Here is a 22483-nt window from a genome sequence, read left to right as displayed (position 1 = left end):
TATAAGCGTTGAAATCCAAACAGAAAATTAACCTGCCAAATAATGCACAAAATGAGTGATCGCGATGAAAAAGTGTTCTAAGGTGTCAATGTAAACAACGAAAAACGCAGACCTCAAAATCAGGTAGTCTGCTTTGGCTAAGTGCCTTCCATCTTTGAGGCCTGCATGGACGAATTACCCTAGTTCAGCCGGAGTTGCTAATGCCCGAAAAAGAAGTCATTAAAAGTAAAATCTACGTTTTAGATACCAACATCCTTCTGCACGAACCCTTTGCCTTTTTATCCTTTAAAGAAAACGACGTTGTCATTCCCATGACAGTACTTGAAGAACTTGATTACATCAAAGACAGTAAAAAAGATGTATCACGTGATGCAAGGGTGTCGATCAGGGCGATGGAAGATGTGATGCACAATGCATCACCCGAGGACATTGTTGCTGGGGTACCTTTGGCTGGTTTGGGATCTGGTACAACCGCTCCCACGGGCACTTTATCTATTTTTGCTGATTACAACCTCAGCGAAACACAAAGTGTGTTTACCAGCAATGAAAACGACAATCGCATAATCAATGCCGCTTTGTATTTGCAACGCCATAAAACCAACCGACAGGTGATTCTGGTCACCAAAGACATCAATATGCGCCTTAAAGCAAAAGGCGCGGGCATGAAATATGTTGAAGATTACCGTACCGATCAGCTGATTTCTGATATCAAATATCTAAGTAAAGGTTTCCATCATTTTGAAGGAGATTTCTGGCAGAAAGTCAAATCGGTAGAAAGCCGCACGGAAGGTCGCGACACCATTCATACCATAGAGCGCAGCGTTTTGCCGGAAGCGTATATCAATGAGTTTTTAATTGATGATACCCAGCATTTTGCTGGTATTGTGGAATCCGCCACAGAAGAGCATTTAGAGGTGCTCGATTTAGGTTATGAGCGCATGATGGGGCGCAACGCCTGGGGCATTACACCTAAAAATATTGGTCAGGCGATGGCATTACATGCCTTACTTGACCCGCATATCGATTTAGTCATTTTAACCGGCCCTGCGGGAAGTGGTAAAACTCTGCTGGCGCTGGCGGCAGCCCTTGAAACCACCATAGAAACCAAAATGTACGATAAAATTATCGTCACACGCAGTACGCCGGAAATCGCTGAATCCATCGGCTTTTTGCCCGGAACCGAAGAGGAAAAAATGGCACCATGGTTGGCTGCTATCACCGATTCGCTGGAAGTGCTGCATAAAAATGATGAACATTCCCACAGTTCAATGAACTACATCATGGATAAAGCCAATATCCAGTTTAAATCGATTAACTTTATGCGTGGACGTAGTATTCAAAATGCAGTGGTATTGCTGGATGAATGTCAAAACCTTACCGCATCTCAGCTAAAAACCATTATTACCCGTTGTGGTCAGGGCACCAAACTGGTTTGTAGTGGTAATTTGGCGCAAATTGATAGCAACTATTTAAGTCCGGTTACCTCCGGATTAACCTATTTAGTCGAGAAGTTTAAAGACTTCTCTGGTAGTGCGACGGTCAATCTGGATGGGGTAGTACGCAGTCGCCTGGCAGAATATGCAGAAGTGAATATGTAAAAAAGATGATTAAAGTGTAGGAATTTGCACTTGTTATTCGTTATACAAAAGCACGTAGTCATTTCGCTTCGTGCTTTTTTTATAACTTATTGAATATAGGGAAAATTGCAATGAAATACATGTTTTTGATTTACGAGAATGAAGCAAAATTCGCGAGCTTGCCAGAACATGAACAACATGCGCTGTTTGGCGAATATATGGGGTTTACCGAGGAGATGCAGGCTAAAGGTGTATTGATTGCAGGGGATCCACTTAAAGAAGTGGCAACAGCAACGACTGTCAGAGTGAAAGATGGCCAAATGCTCAGCACAGACGGACCTTTTGCTGAAACCCGTGAACAACTCGGCGGCTATTATATTCTTGAGTGCCAGAACCTGGATGAAGCCATGTCTTACGCTGCCCAAATTCCTGCCGCAAAAACAGGCAGTATTGAAATCCGACCCATATTAGACGTCGATGCATAAACGCATTATCGAGCAAATTCTGCAGCAATATTCGGGACGGATAAGAGCCTATCTTATTCGTCTCGTTTCTAATATTGATGACGCTGAAGACTTATTGCAGGAGGTAAAAATTAAGGCTTGGTATCACTGGCAATCGGAGATCCCAGCGGCGCCACAAGCATGGTTATATAAAGTGGCTCGCAATAAGGCGATAGATTTTTTACGTCAGTGTCGACAGCCTGTTGAGTATATTGAAGAACAACAGTTTAGCGATATTGACGATGAACAGCTTAGTTCTTTGCTGGATGATGAATTACTCAAGCTTATTTTCATTTGTTGCCACCCTTCGTTAGATCCCGCTGCACAAGTGGCACTGACGTTACGTTTGGTGCTCAACTTCTCTCTTGAACAAACTGCGCGAGCATTATTGGTTAAACCTAAAGCGATGGAACAGCGCTTATTACGGGCACGGCAAAAAATTAGTCAGGCAGGAATTGCGTATAGCATCCCACACGATAAGCACCTTTATCAGCGTTTAAACAGCGTCTTGACCTGTTTATACCTGTTATTTAACGAAGGTTATGTTGCTACCGCACAATCGGAACTCATGTCTCGTGAACTGTGTAAACTGGCTATGTCACTGACAGAACTTATTGCAAATCACTATGCAAACAATGCGGAAGTGCTAGGCCTTTGGTCACTCATGCTGATTCTGGATGGCAGAGCACAAGCCAGAGTCAAATTGGATGGTGCAATAGTGCCACTTTATGAACAGCAACGGAGTTTATGGGTTCTCGAACAAATCCAGGCAGGCCAGACAATCCTCGATTCATCACTGGCATTAAAACAATGCCCTGGTCCGTTTCAGTTACAAGCGGCCATTGCATCATTGCAATGTGATAATCAGTCTGGCATTCACTGGCCAGAAATTCTGATGTTATATGACAAGCTATGGCAATTAAGCAAAAGTCATGTTGTCGCGGTCAATCGGGTTGTAGTACTAATTAAACTAAATGCATTTAACGCTGCAAAAAGAGAATTAGAACAATTAGTTGAGCCTTTGAAACACTATCATCCTTTTTATTTGGTACGAGCTGAATATTACCATCAACTTGGTGATAAAAGCAGAGTAGGAGATGATCTGCAACTTGCCTATCAACTCACACAAAATCAAAGTGAGCGTGAATTTATTCAACAGTTGCTGCTGCGAAATGACGAGCAATTTAGCGGTCGTTGTCACTAATTCATCATTAACACCTCATTTGACCTTACTTATTGTCGATATATATTTAATTGATTGAAAATAAAACAATATTAGTAAGTTATCAGGGGGATATGTGTCCGGAAAATATGGAAGTGGGCAGGAAGTCAGGTTTGCGCAAAACGAATTGATTATTAGTAAAACCGATTTGCAGGGAAAAATTAAATATGCAAATCGTACCTTTATGCGCGTGTCCGATTTTTCTGAAAAAGAGTTGCTGGGAAAAGATCATAACGTTATTCGCCATCCCGATATGCCCAGAGGGGTATTTTATGGATTATGGAAAACCTTAAAGTCGGGAAAAGAATTTTTTGGTTTTGTAAAAAATCGTACCTCATCTAATGGTTATTACTGGGTATTTGCCAATATCACCCCCGATATCTTACATGGTCAGGTGACCGGCTATTTTTCAGTTAGGCGCTGTGCTCCGGTTGAAACTATTAACACAATGGAAGCTATTTATGCACAGATGAAGGAACTGGAAAAAGGCGCCAACCGTAGTGGTGCGGCGGAGGCATCCTGGAGCTGGGTTGAGCAACATATTCAATCAAATTTTGATATGACTTATGAGCAGTATGCAATGGGGTTGTATTTAAAACATTTAAAGGATGCTTCCTGATGACGACTAATAATATCAGCCGTAACATCCCGTTTCTAAAACAAAAATTCCTGATAGTGTGTTTTATTTTTGTATTTTTTGTGTTGCTTGCTGTGGCGATTCAGCTTTTTGATCATGGTTTCAGTTTGCATACGTTTTTGATCCCGCTGATTACCATTGGCTTTGCATACTACGCTAACTTTCATAACAACCGCACATTAGCTGTGGTGGATAAAATTAAAGATACATTGAATGCGGCCAGAGAAGGAGATACACAAGCACGCATTACCGATACCCGCGGAATGGGAGAAATTGGGCAAGTCGCCTGGGCAGTTAATGATTTACTGGATATTGTTGAAGTCACCATAAAAGAGTTATCCAGTTCATTTCAACGTGCCAGTAATCATGAGTTTTTCCGTAAAGGCTTTGAGCAAGGTTTACCGGCCGAATTCGCGGCTTCTATGGTTAATGTAAACAAAGCTATTAATGCTATGGAAAACGCTTACAACTTTTCCCGCCAGAACCGTTTAATGAGTGAATTGCATCATTTAAATACCGGTAAATTGATTTTTAATCTGAAAAACAGCCAAAAAGAGTTAACCGAACTATCCGATTGCATGGAAGACGTGCTGGAAATCGCCAATACCAGCCGTGAAGGCGCACAAAAAAGTCAAACCACGGTGGCAGGACTCAAAAATTCGCTGGTTGATGTTAACGACAGAATGACAAGTGTGGAAAGTGCAGCGCGACATTTAGGTGATGAAAGTGTGCGTATTTCAGAAACCATCAAAATCATTACCGAAATTGCCGAGCAAATTAACTTGCTGGCACTCAATGCCTCGATAGAAGCGGCACGTGCAGGGGAGGCAGGAAGGGGCTTTGCCGTTGTTGCCGATGAGGTACGTAGCCTTGCTGATCGCACCCGTAACTCAACAGCAGAGATCAGTAACATTATTAATAATCTGCGAGAAAGCATCGATAGCATGGTTAGCCAAACTCTCGCAGTCAGTGGTCAAAGTCAGCAAATTGGTGAAGACGTGATTAGTTTCCAGCAAAACTTCGACCATTTTGCAGAGGCATCGCAATCCACCATCGATTTAATGAATGAAACCAAAGATCGGGCCTTCTCATCGTTAGTGAACCTGGATCATGTTATCTACAAACAAAACGGCTATATCGCATTAGAAAAGGGCGGCGAAGGTGAAGAAAGCAATGCCGTTAAAGTGAATCATTTTTCCTGTCGTTTGGGTAAATGGTATTACGAAGGCGAGGGCAAAAATCGCTTCGAAGGTCTGCCGGCCTATAAAGAACTTGAGTCTCATCATGCTAAAGTTCATAACCATACGCACCGCGCCATAGAATTAGTTAAAGGTGACTGGATGGGCAGTGATGATGTTCTGCAAAGCATTGTCGATAATATTGGTAAAGCGGAAGACTCCAGCAAAGATGTCATTGGCTGTATTAATGATTTAGTACGTCAGAAATACGCTAAAAGGTAATGGTTTCAAATTGCTGTTGTTGGTTGCCTATGGCGCGCTGACTAAGCGGTGATAATTCATGTAGCTTAGTTGGTGCTGGGCCCACCGGTTCAAGATAAAAATAATCATTACCCTGATATGTAATAAATTGCTCTTTGCGCTTATGTGGAATACTCACTGCCATGAGCGCGTGATTCGGCAGGAAAATATAGGTCATTGGCATATCCGGATACAGGCCATGTAATAGCGCCGCAGCAAGCACAGTTTTACTGTCGCAATCCCCTTTATTGTCCAACATTAATCGATTCGGTGGTGCAAACCCTGCACCGTTGGAGGTTAAGCGGTTTTCCAGTGTGTCGTAAGGAATAGACTGCACCCAGCTGGCGACCAGCTCTATACCGCTGCGCTGATTAAGTTTGTTTTGCTCTATCAGTTGTTGAAACGCTTTAACCAGTGGTTGCAGTAATGCCACCGAATCGCGCGCAAACTTTACATGATTCGGTTTTACGCCTTGTTGGCGCAAGGTATTAGTAAACTCAATGTAATAATTGTCATTAAGATATTGCTCAAAGCTTTGTTGTTGAAGTGTTTTAAAACGAGCCAGCCATTTATCAATTTGATTTTTATCCTGCGAGCGCACTTGTACGCTGATTTCATCATTACGTTTGCGTACACGAATGGTGGCTTGTTTAGGATCAACTTGCGCAGCCTCTTTGCGCATCGCCATTAGGGTATGTTTGGCCGCCACATCGGGTTTGTACAATTTAAAGGTACGAAACGCGCTTAAAAAGGTGGGCTTATCAAAACTGACTTGCAGCTCATGTTGCTTTCGATACTGATCCTGCCACTGATAATAAAAATTGATGGTGCTGGATTCTTGTTTGCGCGTAAAACTCAGCTGTTCAGCATTAGCCGCCGGGCTTATCAGGATAAATCCCAGCGCAATGCCTGCAATATTCTTCAGTGTTGTTCTCATCACTATTTTTGTCATGCTTTCATCTGTTGCCAGCACCATCATTGTCAAGGTTATTTATATGGGTGAACCCGGTGGCATGGGGGTTACATTAAAATTCGACTGCCATTTACCAGTCTTAAAATAGCGAGTTAGCTGACTGGCCATGAGTTGCGCATCTGCATTATCCGCTTGTTGTTGCAGCCAGCTTTGCAACGCTTTGGTACTGGCAACCAGTTGCGCTCGCACTGCCGGTGCTAATTGTTGATCATCAATCACTTTCATTAGCTGTTCTAACACCACAAAATTAACCCTGCTTTGAAGTTTATCGGGCTGCTCAGTTGTTTTAGCCTGAATGCTCGCAGCAAATAACTGTTGTACAAGTTTATTGATGGTGAGTGGATTACCCTGTTGCACCGCAAGGTGATTTAAGCGCTGCGGGGCTAATAACTGCGATACAGCATAACCACTTGCTGCTTCAGCGGCAGTGAGTGGATCAAACGCCAGGCCGTTACGGCTGCTAAAATCTTCTCGTGTTCTGCTATCACCAAAGGCAAAAGGCGGGATAAGTTTTATCAGCTGTGGTGATAACTGCAAAAACTCACTATTTAGCGTGGATAATATGGTTTTTACTGCCGCCTGTTGTCTGGCAAAATCCACGGGTTGCGTGCCAATGGCAGCCGATGATTGTCCCTTTAATTCATAACTATAGTTAATGCCACCAATCAGTTTAGCCGCTGCCGCCAGTTGATATCGATGTAATAAATAAATGGGTACCAGTGAGGTTTGCAAGGAGGATAAGGGCATGTTTTCGGCGATGGCATTAATCCCAAACTGGCTTAAGGCGAGCTTACGCACCTCAATAATGCGTTGTAGCTCTGCCACAGGATCACTGCCATTGTCCCATAAACTGCCGGATGCACTGACAGAGTCTGAGGGGCGTGCATCTCTGTCAGTGATAAATGTCAGTCCATTAGCGCGTGCACTGGCCGATAACGCTGTTAAAGCCTGTTTAGGATCCTGCGACGAATCAAAGGTTTTATAGCCATAGGCGATGCTGTACATATCCCACATGCCTAATCCACTGGGATAAGCCTGATCGATTTGTACCTGCTGGTTTTTAACATACAAATATGGATGTGGATAATCCATTACTGACGCCATTTGATGTTCACTGGCGGCAAAATTATGCGCCAGACCAAGTGTATGACCCACTTCATGTGCAGCCAGTTGGCGAATTCGTGCCAGAGCCATTTGTTGTTGCGCCTCAGTGTCGGCATTGCCTTGTTTAAACGGACTGGTGAGACCAAGTGCAATTAAATAATCCTGACGCACACGCAAAGAACCGAGGGTAACATGGCCTTTTATTATTTCGCCGGTGCGCGGGTCGACCACAGATGAACCATAGGACCAGCCCCGCGTTGCCCTGTGCACCCATTGAATGACGTTATAACGCACATCCATCGGATCAGCGTTTTGGGGTAAATCACGCACATCAAATGCATTATCGTAGCCCAGTGCATTAAAGGCCTGTGCCCACCACATGGCACCGTCGCGCAGCGCGCTTCTAATCGGCTCAGGAATGCCGGGATCAAGATAATAGATAATGGGCTTCACGACGTCACTGTGATTGGCTGCCGGGTTCTTTTTTTGCAGCCGATATCGCGGGATCAGTTTTTTATGCATGGGCTCATTCAGTGCGGCTGCATAATCATAATAATCAACCAGCTGATAGCCGGAAAACGGGTCGAATTCACGTGGTGTGTATCCGGCATCAGGCAATCGGATCAATGAATGATGCAGATGAACCGTGACTGAGCTGGCATCAGGTGTGACGCTGGCCAACAGCTTACCGCCCGTTTTTGCGCTAAAGGTAACCAGGGATTCCAGTTCGGTGTTTTGTATAAAGGCTTTAGTGCGCGGAACATATACACCGCTGCGATTAGCATCAGGTTTAAATTTTCCCTGTTGCTGTTGTTCCAGACGCTGAGCAATGCCATGAATATCCGATAATAAAAAATCGGTGTAATCAATCAATAACGCACGGTTATCTGCCGCCACAATCATAAATCCGGCCAGTACCGAATCGGCAAAGGCCTCATCGACACTTTGTTGTTCTGACAGGTTGTTGGAATCGGCACGATAAGTGGTATTAAGCTGACGTAACAACACCTTATTGCCAAAACGTTCAAACTGCACCAGACGCGTATCGCCTAACTGTCCGCGGTCCAGACCAATGTCATTGGAGCCTACACCCTGTGGCAAGCTGCTTTGAAACAAAAAGGGCAGATGTAACTTATCTACCGCCAGATAGACCTTGCCGGAGTTATTGTCGTAATAAAGATCAAAATAACCTTGCTGATGATTAAAGCCCTGAGTAAAACGGCTGAGATCGGAAAAGGCCGCCAGTGACGAAAACGATGAGACAAAACAAACACAACAAACTATCAGGCGTAACATAATGACTATCCTTGAAAATGATGTTTACACCTTACCCATTTGGCGCTTAAAAAAACAGCGTAAACTGATGATTAACTTTGCAAAGTCAGACACAATTAACTCGCCTTATTTTTGGCTTTGCACATAATTTGTTTTACACTCCGGCATCCTATTTTGATTAGCCAAGCAGGAAGAAAGACAGTTTGACCGCCATAGGAATTGATTACGGCACTTCGAACTCAGAAGTGGTGTATTTTGATGGAAAACAACATCAGTTAATCAAGCTTGACCCCTTATCCAGTACACCGCTGAAAATCCGTTCATCCGTGTTTGTCTATTACGAAGATGAATTGCCATTGCCGCCTGCCGAACTGGTAGAAGCTAAGGTAGCTCAGTTACAGCGCGCGATAGGGGACAAGCTGGAAAAAGCTAAAGACGGCTACTATTCAGCCAGTGATCCCAAAGAGCAGCAAATCTATTCAAACCGTATCGATAGTTTGCGCGGCGATTTCCATAACCGTCCAAAGCTGCAACAGCAGGCTATTCATTTGTTAATGGAAGATATGACGGTTCAGGATTTGCCCTTAGCCAAACTGGTGGAAACCGGTGAATTTTTATTTGGCGAGGCTGGCTTCCGTCGTTATCTCAAAAGTCCCGAAAAAGGGCGTTTAATTTATTCTCCGAAAAACTTTTTGGGCGCGAGTTTGCTGGACGGTCAGCAGCAGGCTTTTGAAGGCATGATAGCCAAACAGCTTGCCTATTTTAAGCAATGTGCCGAACAACAACTGGATAAAAAAGTCACCACGGCTGTTATCGGTCGCCCGGTTAAATTCCATGGTACCCGAGGCGAGCAGGGCAATATTCAGGCGATTACCATTATGCGCGCGGCGGCAAAACTGGCCGGGTTTGAGCGTGTCGAGTTTTTGGAAGAGCCCATTGCTGCGGCATACAATATTGAGAGTCAGCTACCTAAAGCCACCAACGTACTGGTGGTGGATATTGGCGGCGGTACCACGGATATTTGCTGCATTAAATTATCGCCGGAGCGTTTGCTGGCACTCGACAGGCAACAAGATGTTTTGTCGGTAACCGGTACCCGTATCGGCGGCATGGAGTGTGATAAAAATCTTATCACCAAGGCGATTGCACCTAGTATGGGACTTGGCACCACCTTTGGTAATAATTTACCAGTGCCGCCAACCTATTTTTCCGATATGTGTGCGGTAGATAACATCCCGCGTTTAAATGAGTTTTTCTCTGATGAATACGGGCTTGAAATCGCTCAGACTAAATCGGTGTCCAGTCATCCTGAGTTATTGCAGCGTTTGTTAATAGTGCAAACCGAAAAGTTATCAGCAAGGCTGGTTAATTCAGCACGTTTAGCTAAAGAGATGTTATCCAATAAACAAGGGGTGACGTTGCCACTTAAATATATTCAGGATGACTATGATGTGGATATCACCACCGATGATTTGAAGCGCTCGATGAATAGCTGGCTGGCAAAAGTGAAAAAGCTGATCCGTGAATGTCTGGATAACAGCAGCGAAGCACCAGAAATGCTGTTTATCACCGGTGGCATGAGTTTATCCCCCATAGTGCAGCAGGAAGTGATGGATATGTTACCCGGCTTACCTTTAATGCAAGGCGATGCCTTTAATTCTGTGTGTCAGGGTTTAAGCATTCAGGCAGCTAAGCTTTAATTTGTTTCGTCTATTAATAAAAAAGGTCGCTTAGGCGGCCTTTTTTAATGCCTGTTGAAAAAGGCGTTAAACTATTTTCACTCGCAGTATAAAGAGGCTGTATGGTCGGTATCAGCAAATTTGATTGATTAAAATGACCACTTGTCGTTACTCTGGGTTTGTCTCAATTTGGGGGGAAAACTAATGCGAACAGGCGATAAAGCAGAGATTGTTTATCAGGTCACACACGCGGATACCGCTAAGGCGCTGTCTTTTGACCCGCAAGATAATTTTCCATCAGTACTGGCTACCGCGCGCATGGTGGCGTTGATGGAACTGGCTGCGGCAAGGGTATTAAAACCTCAATTGCAAGCAGGGGAATTGTCGGTTGGTATTGATGTAAATGTTAAACATATGGCAGCAACAGCAGTGGATGATACGGTGACTGCTCGTGCGGAATATACTGGGCCACAAGGTAAATTACATGGCTTTAATGTTTATTTGTATGATTCAGGCGGTTTAGCAGGCGAGGGCACTCACACCCGCGCGATTATCGACAGTTCGAGATTAGAAGATGGCGCGCAAAAACGCGCCAGTAAAAGCTAATTGTTTGAAGGTAAAGCAGGAGCCAGGGTGTCGTGCAGGCTAACGACGGTGCCCACAATAATAAGTGCTGGTGGAGTAATACCGGCTTCTTCAACACGCTGAACGATAGTCTCTAAGGTGCCGGTGACCACTTTTTGCTGCGCGGTGGTGGCCGATTGAACTAACGCAATTGGCATCGACGCTGGCATACCGTGTTCAATCAGTTTTTGACTGATCACATTTAATCCGGTTAATCCCATATAAAATACCAGCGTTTGCTGGTTTTGCACTAGGGCCTGCCAGTCTAAATCGATGGTATTGTCTTTTAGATGGCCGGTAGCAAATACCACGGATTGCGCGTGGTCTCTGTGAGTAAGAGGAATGCCGGCATAACAACTGGCACCGGTAGCGGCAGTAATTCCAGGCACGACCTCAAAGGCAATACTCTGTTCAACTAGGGTTTGTACTTCCTCACCACCACGACCAAAAATATAGGGGTCACCACCTTTTAGGCGAACCACACGTTTACCTTGTTTGGCGGCATCGACCAGCAATTGATTAATTTCATCCTGTGGAACGGAATGTAGACTGGCTTTTTTGCCCACATAGATTTTTTCGGCGTCGCGACGCACCAGTTCAAGGATTTCCTGCGATACCAGTCGGTCGTAAACCACCAAATCGGCTTGTTGCATTAAACGCAGCGCTTTAAAGGTAAGTAAATCTGCATCACCCGGGCCAGCTCCGACCAAATACACACAACCCTGGTTGTCATTCGGTGCCTGAAGTAATTTGTTTAACAGTACTTCGGCCTGTTGCTCACGACCGGCTAATACATTTTCGCCAATCGGGCCTTCAATCACTTGTTCCCAAAATGCACGGCGCTGATTAACCGATTCAAACCGGGTTTTGACTTTGTCACGAAAACGGTCAGAAAAACGTGCAAGACGGCTAAAGTGCGTTGGGATCCAGGATTCGAGTTTCTGACGCAAATAACGCAGTAAAACCGGGGCTGTACCGCTACTACTAAGCGCCACTAACAGCGGGTCACGGTCGATAATAGACGGGGTAATAAACCCACAAAGCTCAGTGCTATCTACCACATTGACCGGAATATTGTGATGTTTGGCTAAAGTGGCAATATCACGATTTAACTGATGATCATCTGTTGCAACAAAAATGAGTTGTTTTTGTTGTATATCGCTGTCGCTGAACGCACGTAAATCAAGAGAAATTTTACCTTGCTCAGCGAATCCGCTAACGGTGTCGCACGCCTGCTTAGTCACCACTGTAACTTTGGCATTGGTTTTAAGCAGTAGCTCAATTTTGCGTGCAGCCACTTCACCACCGCCTACAACCAGACAGTGGAGATGATCGGCATTTAGAAATATTGGGAAAAATCGCATAACAAATAAAGTAGTCAGAACCGGCTTTACTTTAGCCTAACTTCATATAACCTATAAATACTAATTTAAAGAAATATATTCCAGATTGTAATATATTTGGATAATAAAAAAGGAACCGAAGTTCCTTTTTTATGAATCAGTCATTTAAGACGAGCGGCGTTTGTTGCCTTTGGCCGGTGCTCTGTCTGACCATTCGCGTAAATTTAACTGCTGGCCAGCCACACGGGTTTTTTCCAGCGTTTTACGCACTTCAGCAGGCATACCTTCTGGTAAATCTACTGTGCTGTAGTTGTCATAGATTTCAATTGCGCCAATGTGCTTGCTGCTAATATTCGCTTCGTTAGCAATGGCACCTACGATATTGCCCGGTTTAGCGCCATGGCTGTGGCCTACGCCGATACGGAAACGCTGCATGCCTGCTTCAGGTGCACTGGATGAGCGACGACGTTGACGACCATCGCGTCCGTCACGATTATCACGTCCACCTCTGTCGCGATCACGCGAACGGTTATCACGGTCACGTGGTGGGCGGGCATCCAGATTTGGGCGGTCGCTTTCTTTAAGGATTAAAGGTTCGTCGCCTTGTGCCATTTTTGCTAAAGCAGCTAATAATACTTCTGGAGCCGCTTCCGTTTCTTGTTGAATGGCTTCAATCACTGGCATCATGGCTTCGATTGATTTGTCATTCATTGCTTCAATCACGTTTTGTTTAAAACGGTTTAAACGGGTTTCGTTTAATTCGTTGATTGAAGGAATTGGCATCAATTCAATCGGTTGTTTAGTGGCTTTTTCAATTGCAAATAACAACCGTTTTTCACGATGTGAAATAAACAGGATGGCGTCACCCTGACGTCCGGCACGGCCAGTACGGCCGATACGGTGAACGTAAGATTCAGTATCGTAAGGAATATCGTAGTTAATAACATGACTAACACGTTCAACATCCAAACCACGCGCCACAACGTCAGTGGCAATCAGGATGTCGATATCACCACGTTTTAGACGTTCTACGGTGCGTTCACGGGCATTTTGCGGAATGTCACCATTTAATGGTTCCACATCGTAACCACGGGCTGATAATTTTTCGGCCAGTTCCAGTGTTGCAGTTTTAGTGCGCACGAATACAATAACGCCGTCAAAGTCTTCCACTTCCAGAATACGGGTAAGTGCTTCCAGTTTGTGGTGACCAGCAACCTGACAGTAACGCTGAGTAATGGTGCTGGCAGTACTTACCTTAGAGGCAATTTTTACCGTTTTAGGATTGTTTAAGTACTTTTTGGTAATCGCACGAATACGATCAGGCATAGTAGCAGAAAACAGTGCCGTCTGACGTTCAGCCGGAGCATGACTTAAAATCCACTCAACATCGTCGATAAAGCCCATGCGTAACATTTCGTCGGCTTCATCCAGAACCAGATTTTTTAAATCGTGTAATTTAAGTGTGCCTTTTTTGATGTGATCGATAACACGACCGGGGGTTCCCACTACAACCTGTACACCACGTTTTAATGTACGGATTTGGTTTTCATAAGACTGACCGCCATAAATAGGCAGAACTTTAATGGCTTTATTAAAACTGGAATAAGCCTGAAACGCTTCCGCTACCTGAATCGCCAGTTCGCGAGTTGGCGCTAATACCAATAATTGCGGCAAGGTTGCTGTATCATCGATTTTAGCCAATATTGGTAAAGCAAACGCGGCCGTTTTACCGGTACCGGTTTGTGCCTGACCTAATAAATCATGGCCTTCCATAATTAGAGGGATACTCTCGGCCTGAATAGGAGAGGGTTTTTCATAACCTACTTTTTCCAGAGCTTTAAGCAAGGATTCAGGAAGGTTAAAGTCTTTAAAAGTGATATCTGTATTACTTGTCATCAAGGTTACCTGGTGGCGAGCAGGCGCTAAACTCGATGGACACGCTTGCTCGTATACGAACATAAAGTGCAATTATATAAGAATTTGGCGCTTTACACCAATGTAACCGTTAAATTTTAATGATTAACTTGCTAAAAGCTGGCTGTGTAAGCTGTTTTTATCAAATTTAATAGTAATGTTCGGCTTTATTTGATTAAGAATAAATCTTGTTCAATCCAGTAAAAACAAACGATACGAAGATGTGGTGAATTTGACTTGATTATAAAAGTTAGACTTTTGTCTGCTGTTTTGTGTTTTAGCTATAAAGTGCTTGAAATAGTTGGTTTATATATAGGATTAAATGGGGTGATGGTTGAAATGTGCACACCGACCAAGGTGTTTTACCGTATAAAATGCGTAAATTAATTCTGTATATGAAAATGAGAGTTAAATGTGCTGGAATGTCGATTAAATTTCATGGTTAGTCAATTTTTTGACAGTTAAATAATCTTAATTATTAATAGGTTAGAGATACAAAAAAAGGGTTTTATCCATTAAAACCCTTTTTATATGTCAAGTGATAGAAAGTAGCTAAATTGCAGGTTGTACCGTGATGGATATTTTATCGTAATACACATCAGTACGACCTTCGTAACCTGAGTCAGTACCAATAAAAAACCAGATGCTACCGTCCGCAGCAGAGGTGAATTCTAGCTGGTTTTCTTCAGTGGTTTTGATCGTTTTACTGGAAAACTCTGTGCCTTCACATGGCAATCCTTCAATTACCATATCACCTATAACGTTGGCGTTTGCACCTCCATTACTTTGATTACCTTTATCAACGTTAAGATAGTAATCGTCCTGTTTCGGTTCAGTCTCGGCATAACCAAATTTTAGATAAACAGAACTGCCCGGAGCGCCACCTACGCCAAAGCAATCGTCACCTGCGTTGGAGTAAATTGTCATATCAACATTGGCAGTGTATCGGGTAAGAGGTTCAAAACCAGTGAATCGTGCTTTTAAATACATGAACAAATCGTCGCTGCGATTCATGCCCGACATAAAAAATCCGTTATGCGTTGTGTCGTCTGGCAGGCTTAGGATGCCAGATGACAGTTCATAAATGTCGGCATTGTCTGTTGGGTAATCTGAATAAGCGGCTTGCCATCCTTGTTTGCCTGTATCAAAGTCAAACGTAATGGTTTGCGGTCCATCCGGGGCCAGTACCACAATATCGGATCCACACGCGCTTAATAAGCTGATGCACACAAGGCTAAGCAGAGGGTATTTCATCGTTGTTTCCCGTTTTGGTTATTTAACACCGCTAGCCTAGCGTTTTGCTAAATGTAACACTGGATCAACTAGTGAGAACTTGTTATCAAACGTAACAGAATTTGAAACTTTTAAGCGCGAAACGTACCTTATCTGAAAGGCGCGAATAACTAACTAAAACATTGGGGGAAATATGTACAGAGTGTTAGTGGTGGTATTGCTGCTGACTGTGCTTAGTGTTGTTACGGCAATGAGCATTTGGCCGGGAGCGTGGTGGGCGCTACTTATCTTATTGCCTCTGTCTGTGATGGGACTTTATGATTTAGTCCAGTCTTCACATACGCTTTGGCGTAATTTTCCCATTGTTGGTCGCGGACGTTGGGTCATGGAGTTTTTCCGTCCGTTTGTGCGTCAGTATTTTTTTGAGTCCGAAACTGACGGCGTGCCTATCAGCCGCATGTTTCGTACCCTCATTTATCAGCGTGCCAAAGGCAGTCTCGATTCCAACCCTTATGGTACTAAACTGGATACCCATGCAGTGGGGTATGAATGGATAGGGCATTCTATTGCGGCTAAACATCATGAGTCACATCATAACGAAGCTCGCATTGTCGTGGGTGGTCCGGATTGTAAACAACCTTACAGCGCCGCGATTTTAAATATTTCAGCTATGAGTTTTGGGGCGTTAAGTAACAATGCCATCCGCGCATTAAATAAGGCCGCGATGTTAGGGGAGTTTTACCATAATACCGGTGAAGGCAGCGTGAGCCCTTATCATTTGGAGCACGGTGGCGATCTGGTGTGGCAAATTGGTACCGGCTATTTTGGTTGTCGTGATAATGACGGTCATTTCAGTCCCGATAATTTTGCCAGGGTGGCGTCACAGAATTCGATTAAAATGATTGAAATCAAACTCTCGCAGGGGGCTAAACCTGGCCATGGGGGGATTTTGCCGGCCGATAAAAATACCGCAGAAATTGCCCGAATTCGTTTGGTTGAACAAGGTACTCAGGTTAATTCACCACCGGGACATAGTGCATTTAGTACGCCCATTGAGATGATGCATTTTATTGCTCAGTTAAGAGAGCTGTCCGGTGGAAAACCAGTAGGATTCAAGCTGTGTATTGGCCGAATGAGTGAGTTTGTAGCAGTGTGTAAAGCCATGGTCAAAACGGGTATTAAACCTGATTTCATTACTGTTGATGGTGGAGAAGGTGGAACCGGTGCGGCACCGCTCGAATATTCCAATTCTGTTGGCATGCCATTAACCGAAGCGTTGGCATTTGTACATGATGCTTTGACTGGTTTTGATTTGCGTAAAGACATTAGAATTATTGCCAGCGGCAAGGTGTTTAGCGGATTTCATTTAGTGAAGAATCTGGCGCTGGGGGCTGATATGTGTAACAGCGCGCGTGGCATGATGGTGGCATTGGGCTGTGTACAGTCCTTGGTGTGCAATACCAATAAATGCCCCACAGGTATCGCAACGCAAGATCCTAAATTAATTCGGGGGCTGGTGGTGGAAGATAAAGCTGAGCGGGTCGCTCGTTATCAGCGTGAGACAGTCAAAGCCGTGATGGAAATTATTGCTTCAGCTGGTTTACGTCACTCTGAACATTTAAATCGTTCACATATTTTCCGCCGTATCACCCAGACTGAAGTGCGCCGCTATGACGAAATCTACACTAATCTGCGAACTGGCAGTTTATTAAATGGCGATGTACCACATAAGTTCGAGCAGGCAATGAAAGAATCCGTGGCGGATAGTTTTTTCCCAAAAGAGTTTGTTGAAGAAACAGAAGACGGACTTAAACAGGGAGAATCATCTCACCCGCATAAGCAGGCGAGTTGATTCACAAGTTAACCCAAGGTTTAACGTTATTGACAGTCTGCCAATAAGCGCAGGCTGTTTAAGCGTTTTTCAATATCATACAGTGGAAAAGACGCGATAACTTCGTCAACACCGGTCGCTTTAACAAAACGTTCCAACTTATCTTTTACTTTAGCTTTATCGCCAATCAATGAAAATTTGAGTGTGTGATTCACTCTGTGCAATTCATGCGGTGCCGCGACTGAATTGATGTCGGCAACAGGCGCAGAGAAAGGTTTATTGTCTCCGCGTTGTAAATTAACAAACTGTTGTTTAATGGAACTGGATAAGAATTCTGCTTCTTCATCAGAATCCGCTACCACAGCCATGACACCACCAATCACATAGGGTTTGTCCTGTTGCGCTGAAGGAACGAATTGCGAGCGATACAGGCTAATCGCATCCTGCAGCATGTCGGGAGCAAAATGAGAAGCAAACGCAAAGGGTAAACCCATTCTGGCCGCTTGTTGAGCGCTGTACAAACTTGAACCTAATAACCACAAGGGCACCTTGCTATTTTGGCCTGGCATCGCAATGACTTGTTGGTTAGCCTGTTCTTCCGCCAGGTAACGCTGTAACTCACGAATATCGTCAGGATAAGTGTCAACCTGACTATGCATATCACGTCGTAGCGCGCGGATTGTCGCCATATCACTACCCGGTGCGCGGCCCAAACCCAAATCAACCCGTCCGGGAAACAAGGCTTCCAGGGTACCGAATTGTTCAGCAATAACTAATGGAGGATGATTCGGCAGCATAATACCACCCGCGCCAATACGAATCTTTTTAGTCACAGCGCCCACCTGACTTATCATCAGCGCCGTTGCTGAGCTAGCCACACCGCGCATACCGTGATGTTCAGCTAACCAGAATCGTTGATAATTATGTTGTTCGGCTGCAATCGCCAGCTGGCGACTATGTTCGATAGTGTCAGACAGTGAATGATTTTCAGTAATTGGTGCCAGGTCTAAAACAGAAAGTGGGATCATAACGACTTAAGTTAAACAGGTTGTAGTCTTCAGATGGGGGCGTTTGAGATTGAATCAATCACCCAGGTTCTGCCATTTTATACTGGCTAGCTATATATTATTGACCTTTGTTATGTGTTTGGTTTTCTACAGCAAAGTTCAACACGCTCTGGGTTGTGAGTATTTGTTTTACTGATTGCCTGATCGATCCTGCTATTTCACGAATACTTTGCATGCGTGAATAATTAGGACGAATAACCAGTGAAATTTGTCTGAAAGGTTGTGGTTCAGCAAAACGAATGTATTTAATACTGTTGCTGGCTGCGACATTTAATGTGGCCAACTCAGGTAATAAGGTAATACCGCGATTGCTGGCAACCATATGGCGCAGTGTTTCTAAACTCGTGGCCTGAAAACGATGGTCTTCATTTGCGCCGGCGGTAAAACAGTAGTCCATCGCCTGATCACGCAAACAATGTCCGTCTTCAAGGGTTAATATTTGCTGTCCTTCTAAAGCCTTAATGGTTACGGTGTCGTTTTTAGCCATAGGGTGGTTCGGATGTACGGCCAGCAATAAAGGTTCTTCAAACAAATCGTAACGTTCAAACGCGTTCATATCATCCAGCCACGGCAATACCAGAAAATCCAGTTTGCCACTGTTCAGCTCGTTTAGCAGTACTTCGGTTTTATTTTCGTGTAGGTAGAAATTGATTCTTGGCAGCTCTTTATTGAGGTTTTCCATAATGAGCGGCAATAAGTAGGGGGCCAGTGTCGGGATCAGTCCCATATGAATATCGCCGGCCAGCGGATCAAGCAGTGCTTTGGCAGATTCTTCGAAATTTTTCATTGCCTTTAATACCTGGCGCGCATCTTTGATTAATTGCTCACCCGCAGGGGTTAACATCACATTGCGACGATGGCGCTCAATCAGTTGCAGTCCGAGTTGTTCTTCGAGCTTCATTAACTGCCCACTCAAAGTTGGCTGACTCACATGACAGGCTTCTGCGGCATGACCAAAATGTTTATAGGTGGCCAGTGCATTAAGGTATTCGAGGTCACGAATTTTTATCATTGTTAAAATCTATTAATGATTGAGTTTATAATAGTTATACACCCGAAAAATTAGATTGTCTAACCCCATAAATCACTGTGATTCTAGCGTTTTTGCTGTTTGTTCGTGAACGTTTTATGAACAATTTTAAAAATCACAGGAAAAATTAGTTATTCACCATGCTTTTACGTATAATCCGCGCGAAATTGAACACGTACCAAATTGTTTGGAGAGATTTAACATGGCGTTAGAACGCACTTTTTCCATTATTAAGCCTGATGCGGTAGCTAAAAACGTAATCGGTGCTATTTACAATCGTTTCGAATCTGCAGGTCTGCGCATTGTTGCAGCAAAAATGATTCACTTAAGCCAGCAGCAAGCTGAAGGCTTCTATGCAGAACACAAAGAGCGTCCTTTCTTTGGCGCTTTAGTTGAATTCATGACCTCTGGCCCAGTAATGGTTCAGGTGTTAGAAGGTGAAAATGCTGTTGCTAAAAACCGCGAAATCATGGGCGCAACTAACCCAGCTGACGCATTAGCCGGTACTTTACGTTCTGACTACGCTGCGTCTATCGACGAGAACGCTGTTCACGGTTCAGATGCGCCGGAATCAGCGGCTCGCGAAATCGCATATTTCTTCTCTGACGAAGAAGTGTGTTCTCGCACTCGCTAAGCCCGACGCTGCAGAACAAATAAAAGGGGCGTTCAGCCCCTTTTGTGTATTTAAACCTTAGGTTCGTGGTTAACTTTAACCATTAAAAAACCTACAATAGTCACATTCATTTTTAAACGGACCCATTAATGTCAGAATCAAAAGTCAACCTGTTAAATTTTAATCGGCAGGGATTGCGTGATTATTTCGCTTCAATCGGTGAGAAGCCATTTCGTGCTGATCAGCTGATGAAATGGATATATCAGCATGGCTGTGATGATTTTGAACAAATGAGCAATATCAACAAAGCACTGCGTGCTAAGTTGATGGCTAACTGTGAAATCCGTGCCCCAGAGATTGCTGTGCAACAAAATGCCTCCGACGGCACCATTAAATTTGCATTAAGACTTGATGGTGGTCAGGAAGTGGAAACAGTGTGGATCCCGGAAAGTGACCGCGCAACCCTGTGTGTGTCCTCACAAGTAGGTTGCGCACTGGAATGTACTTTTTGCTCAACCGCACAACAGGGCTTTAACCGTAATTTATCGGTGGCAGAAATTATTGGTCAGGTTTGGCGTGTGGCCAAAGCAATTGGATTATCTAAAGATACCTCTAAACGTCCTATTACCAATGTCGTAATGATGGGTATGGGCGAACCCTTGCTTAACATGAAAAACGTGGTTCCAGCGATGGATATTATGCTGGATGACTTTGGTTTTGGTTTATCGAAACGTCGCGTGACCTTAAGTACTTCGGGGGTTGTACCTGCATTAGATATGTTAGGTGATCAAATTGATGTGGCACTGGCGATTTCGTTACACGCACCCACCAATGAGTTGCGCGATGAAATTGTGCCAATTAATAAAAAATATCCGATTGAAGAATTTCTTGCTGGCGTTCGTCGTTATTTAGCTAAGTCAAATGCGAATCAGGGTAAAGTGACGGTTGAATACGTGATGCTAAACGGCATTAATGACAGCATGGATCAGGCTCATCAGTTAGCCAAAGTGTTAAAAGAAACACCCTGTAAAATTAATCTTATTCCATTTAACCCCTACCCGGGTTCACCTTATACCTGTTCAAGTAATTCGCGTATTGATCGCTTTTCTAAAGTACTGATGGAGTACGGTTTAACCGTGGTGGTGCGTAAAACTCGCGGTGATGATATAGATGCAGCTTGTGGGCAGTTAGTGGGTGATGTGGTTGACCGAACCAAACGAATGTTAAAAAAACAGATGAAGGGTGAAGCAATTTCAGTAAAAATGGCAAACTAATTATAAAAAAGGATGTTTCGAGTTATGCGTCAGTGTTTACTTGTTTTTGCGATTGCCCTGTTAAGTGCCTGTGCCAGCCAACCAACTGAGCCGGCTTTTAAGTCATCAGACGGTTTCGATCATATTGAAGCCGCAAAAACCCGTATTTCGCTGGGGTTAACTTACCTCAAAAACGATAATTATAAACAAGCCAAATTTAATCTGGATAAAGCATTGCAGTTCGCGCCTAAACTGGCCGACACTCACCTGGGACTGGGGTATTACTATCAGCATGTGGGTGAAAATGCCCTGGCTGACCAAGCCTATCAAACCGCGTTAAAACTTAAACCAAATGATGCTGATATTGCCAATAGCTATGGTGCGTTTTTGTGCCAGGCCGGTAAATATCCGCAAGCGAAAAAGTACTTTTTGCAGGCAATTAATACCCCCGACTACATTCGTGCTGCAGAAACGTATGAAAACCTTGCCTTATGTAGTCAAAATGATGGACAGGTGGAAGATACGATAAGTTATCTGGAAAGTGCGTTAAAACATGATCCAAGCCGCAGTAAATCGATTGTGATGCTGATACAGTTGTTGATTGACCAACAACGTTGGACTGAAGCTAAAAAACGTCTGATGGACTATGAAAAAGCTGGCAGTGTATCGGCTGAAACCATCTGGTTTTGGGTGCAGATCGAAACGGGGCTGGGCAACCCTGAACGCGCACAAGCATATGGAAAAATGCTGGTGCAAATGTATCCACGCCATCCCTATGCAAAACAATTTATTCAATCTTTGCAGAACAAAACTGAACCTGCTGTTGTCGCAACTAAGCCAAAGCAGCCACAGGTAAGGCAGCCAAAACCTTTTAGTCAGGTGATTGAAGAACAACAGCCTAGTAAAGAGCAACAGGCAGCCAGTGACGATACATCCGCCAAGTCAACTGATGACGGAGACAATGTAACCTATCACGTGGTGGCAGATGGTGAGAATCTTTACCGTATTTCTTTGAAATACAATGTGCGCATGGACAAATTGATTGAATGGAATCATCTCAAAGATGCCGGGTCTATCCGTCCCAAAATGAAACTGCGCGTTAGCGCACCAGAATAAACCATTAAGTG

At 44.0% G+C, this 22483-nt stretch carries 18 protein-coding genes; 11 read left to right on the top strand and 7 right to left on the bottom strand.

Going from position 1 to position 22483, the window contains the following annotated elements:
• The first annotated feature begins 200 nt into the window (after positions 1-200).
• From H8B19_RS10195 to H8B19_RS19150, 5 genes are all read left to right on the top strand, one after another.
• Positions 201-1598: a PhoH family protein gene (locus tag H8B19_RS10195; protein WP_186506783.1), complete on the top strand. Its 1398-nt coding sequence runs from the start codon at positions 201-203 to the stop codon at positions 1596-1598.
• A gap of 110 nt (positions 1599-1708) precedes the next feature.
• Positions 1709-2062 carry a YciI family protein gene (locus H8B19_RS10190; protein ID WP_186506782.1) on the top strand — a complete coding sequence of 118 codons (354 nt, stop codon included), beginning with the start codon at positions 1709-1711 and terminating at the stop codon, positions 2060-2062.
• Entirely contained in the window at positions 2055-3284 is a 1230-nt protein-coding gene (locus tag H8B19_RS10185; RefSeq protein WP_186506780.1) for an RNA polymerase sigma factor, read from the top strand. The genes H8B19_RS10190 and H8B19_RS10185 overlap by 8 nt, the downstream gene beginning before the upstream one ends.
• Positions 3285-3378: 94 nt before the next feature.
• Positions 3379-3921, top strand: a complete 543-nt coding sequence (locus tag H8B19_RS10180; RefSeq protein WP_338401518.1) for a PAS domain-containing protein — start codon at positions 3379-3381, stop codon at positions 3919-3921.
• Positions 3921-5399: a methyl-accepting chemotaxis protein gene (locus H8B19_RS19150; protein ID WP_186506778.1), complete on the top strand. Its 1479-nt coding sequence runs from the start codon at positions 3921-3923 to the stop codon at positions 5397-5399. The genes H8B19_RS10180 and H8B19_RS19150 overlap by 1 nt, the downstream gene beginning before the upstream one ends.
• On the opposite strand, the gene H8B19_RS10170 is transcribed toward H8B19_RS19150, so the two are convergent.
• Together H8B19_RS10170 and H8B19_RS10165 are read right to left on the bottom strand one after the other, a co-directional pair.
• Positions 5389-6369, bottom strand: coding sequence for a hypothetical protein (locus tag H8B19_RS10170; protein WP_186506777.1), 981 nt, complete (start codon positions 6367-6369; stop codon positions 5389-5391). The genes H8B19_RS19150 and H8B19_RS10170 overlap by 11 nt on opposite strands.
• 39 nt (positions 6370-6408) lie before the next feature.
• A complete protein-coding gene (locus H8B19_RS10165) occupies positions 6409-8790 on the bottom strand; it encodes a zinc-dependent metalloprotease (RefSeq protein ID WP_186506775.1) in 2382 nt (793 codons plus the stop codon).
• Positions 8791-8972: 182 nt separating this feature from the next.
• Between H8B19_RS10165 and H8B19_RS10160 the strand changes: the two genes are divergently transcribed.
• Positions 8973-10469, top strand: coding sequence for an Hsp70 family protein (locus H8B19_RS10160; RefSeq protein WP_186506773.1), 1497 nt, complete (start codon positions 8973-8975; stop codon positions 10467-10469).
• 183 nt (positions 10470-10652) lie between these two features.
• Complete coding sequence (locus tag H8B19_RS10155; RefSeq protein ID WP_186506771.1) at positions 10653-11054, top strand: thioesterase family protein; 402 nt, start codon at positions 10653-10655, stop codon at positions 11052-11054.
• On the opposite strand, the gene cysG is transcribed toward H8B19_RS10155, so the two are convergent.
• The 3 genes from cysG to H8B19_RS10140 form a co-directional block, all read right to left on the bottom strand.
• Positions 11051-12436, bottom strand: coding sequence for a siroheme synthase CysG (gene cysG, locus H8B19_RS10150; RefSeq protein WP_186506769.1), 1386 nt, complete (start codon positions 12434-12436; stop codon positions 11051-11053). The two genes, H8B19_RS10155 and cysG, sit on opposite strands and share 4 nt — an antisense overlap.
• Before the next feature lie 144 nt (positions 12437-12580).
• The gene (locus H8B19_RS10145) at positions 12581-14311 is read right to left on the bottom strand and encodes a DEAD/DEAH box helicase (protein ID WP_186506767.1); all 1731 of its coding nucleotides are present in this window, start codon (positions 14309-14311) and stop codon (positions 12581-12583) included.
• A 570-nt stretch (positions 14312-14881) separates the two neighbouring features.
• Positions 14882-15583 (bottom strand): hypothetical protein, encoded by a 702-nt coding sequence (locus H8B19_RS10140; RefSeq protein ID WP_186506765.1) that lies wholly within the window; start codon positions 15581-15583, stop codon positions 14882-14884.
• A gap of 172 nt (positions 15584-15755) precedes the next feature.
• Between H8B19_RS10140 and H8B19_RS10135 the strand changes: the two genes are divergently transcribed.
• The gene (locus H8B19_RS10135; RefSeq protein WP_186506763.1) at positions 15756-17414 is read left to right on the top strand and encodes an FMN-binding glutamate synthase family protein; all 1659 of its coding nucleotides are present in this window, start codon (positions 15756-15758) and stop codon (positions 17412-17414) included.
• A gap of 26 nt (positions 17415-17440) precedes the next feature.
• On the opposite strand, the gene H8B19_RS10130 is transcribed toward H8B19_RS10135, so the two are convergent.
• Entirely contained in the window at positions 17441-18421 is a 981-nt protein-coding gene (locus tag H8B19_RS10130; RefSeq protein WP_186506761.1) for an LLM class flavin-dependent oxidoreductase, read from the bottom strand.
• Between the two features lie 97 nt (positions 18422-18518).
• A complete protein-coding gene (gene oxyR / locus H8B19_RS10125; protein WP_186506759.1) occupies positions 18519-19472 on the bottom strand; it encodes a DNA-binding transcriptional regulator OxyR in 954 nt (317 codons plus the stop codon).
• A gap of 220 nt (positions 19473-19692) precedes the next feature.
• Here oxyR and ndk point away from each other — a divergent pair, with 220 nt between their 5' ends.
• The 3 genes from ndk (at position 19693) to pilW (ending at position 22472) form a co-directional block, all read left to right on the top strand.
• Positions 19693-20124, top strand: a complete 432-nt coding sequence (gene ndk, locus H8B19_RS10120) for a nucleoside-diphosphate kinase (protein WP_186506757.1) — start codon at positions 19693-19695, stop codon at positions 20122-20124.
• 128 nt (positions 20125-20252) lie between these two features.
• Positions 20253-21377 carry a dual-specificity RNA methyltransferase RlmN gene (rlmN, locus tag H8B19_RS10115; RefSeq protein WP_186506755.1) on the top strand — a complete coding sequence of 375 codons (1125 nt, stop codon included), beginning with the start codon at positions 20253-20255 and terminating at the stop codon, positions 21375-21377.
• A gap of 24 nt (positions 21378-21401) precedes the next feature.
• Positions 21402-22472 (top strand): type IV pilus biogenesis/stability protein PilW, encoded by a 1071-nt coding sequence (gene pilW / locus H8B19_RS10110; RefSeq protein ID WP_186506753.1) that lies wholly within the window; start codon positions 21402-21404, stop codon positions 22470-22472.
• Positions 22473-22483: the final 11 nt, after the last annotated feature.

The sequence above is a fragment of the Neptunicella marina genome (assembly GCF_014270035.1).
Classification (GTDB): Bacteria; Pseudomonadota; Gammaproteobacteria; order Enterobacterales; family Alteromonadaceae; genus Neptunicella; species Neptunicella marina.
Note: the sequence above shows the minus strand (reverse complement) of the source record. Positions and strands in the feature narration are given on the sequence as shown.

Coding starts and splice junctions, on each gene's coding strand:
- H8B19_RS10195 (WP_186506783.1), top strand. CDS start 201: ATGCCCGAAAAAGAAGTCATTAAAAGTAAAATCTACGTTTTAGATACC.
- H8B19_RS10190 (WP_186506782.1), top strand. CDS start 1,709: ATGAAATACATGTTTTTGATTTACGAGAATGAAGCAAAATTCGCGAGC.
- H8B19_RS10185 (WP_186506780.1), top strand. CDS start 2,055: ATGCATAAACGCATTATCGAGCAAATTCTGCAGCAATATTCGGGACGG.
- H8B19_RS19150 (WP_186506778.1), top strand. CDS start 3,921: ATGACGACTAATAATATCAGCCGTAACATCCCGTTTCTAAAACAAAAA.
- H8B19_RS10170 (WP_186506777.1), bottom strand. CDS start 6,369: ATGACAAAAATAGTGATGAGAACAACACTGAAGAATATTGCAGGCATT.
- H8B19_RS10165 (WP_186506775.1), bottom strand. CDS start 8,790: ATGTTACGCCTGATAGTTTGTTGTGTTTGTTTTGTCTCATCGTTTTCG.
- H8B19_RS10155 (WP_186506771.1), top strand. CDS start 10,653: ATGCGAACAGGCGATAAAGCAGAGATTGTTTATCAGGTCACACACGCG.
- cysG (WP_186506769.1), bottom strand. CDS start 12,436: ATGCGATTTTTCCCAATATTTCTAAATGCCGATCATCTCCACTGTCTG.
- H8B19_RS10145 (WP_186506767.1), bottom strand. CDS start 14,311: ATGACAAGTAATACAGATATCACTTTTAAAGACTTTAACCTTCCTGAA.
- H8B19_RS10140 (WP_186506765.1), bottom strand. CDS start 15,583: ATGAAATACCCTCTGCTTAGCCTTGTGTGCATCAGCTTATTAAGCGCG.
- H8B19_RS10135 (WP_186506763.1), top strand. CDS start 15,756: ATGTACAGAGTGTTAGTGGTGGTATTGCTGCTGACTGTGCTTAGTGTT.
- H8B19_RS10130 (WP_186506761.1), bottom strand. CDS start 18,421: ATGATCCCACTTTCTGTTTTAGACCTGGCACCAATTACTGAAAATCAT.
- oxyR (WP_186506759.1), bottom strand. CDS start 19,472: ATGATAAAAATTCGTGACCTCGAATACCTTAATGCACTGGCCACCTAT.
- ndk (WP_186506757.1), top strand. CDS start 19,693: ATGGCGTTAGAACGCACTTTTTCCATTATTAAGCCTGATGCGGTAGCT.
- rlmN (WP_186506755.1), top strand. CDS start 20,253: ATGTCAGAATCAAAAGTCAACCTGTTAAATTTTAATCGGCAGGGATTG.
- pilW (WP_186506753.1), top strand. CDS start 21,402: ATGCGTCAGTGTTTACTTGTTTTTGCGATTGCCCTGTTAAGTGCCTGT.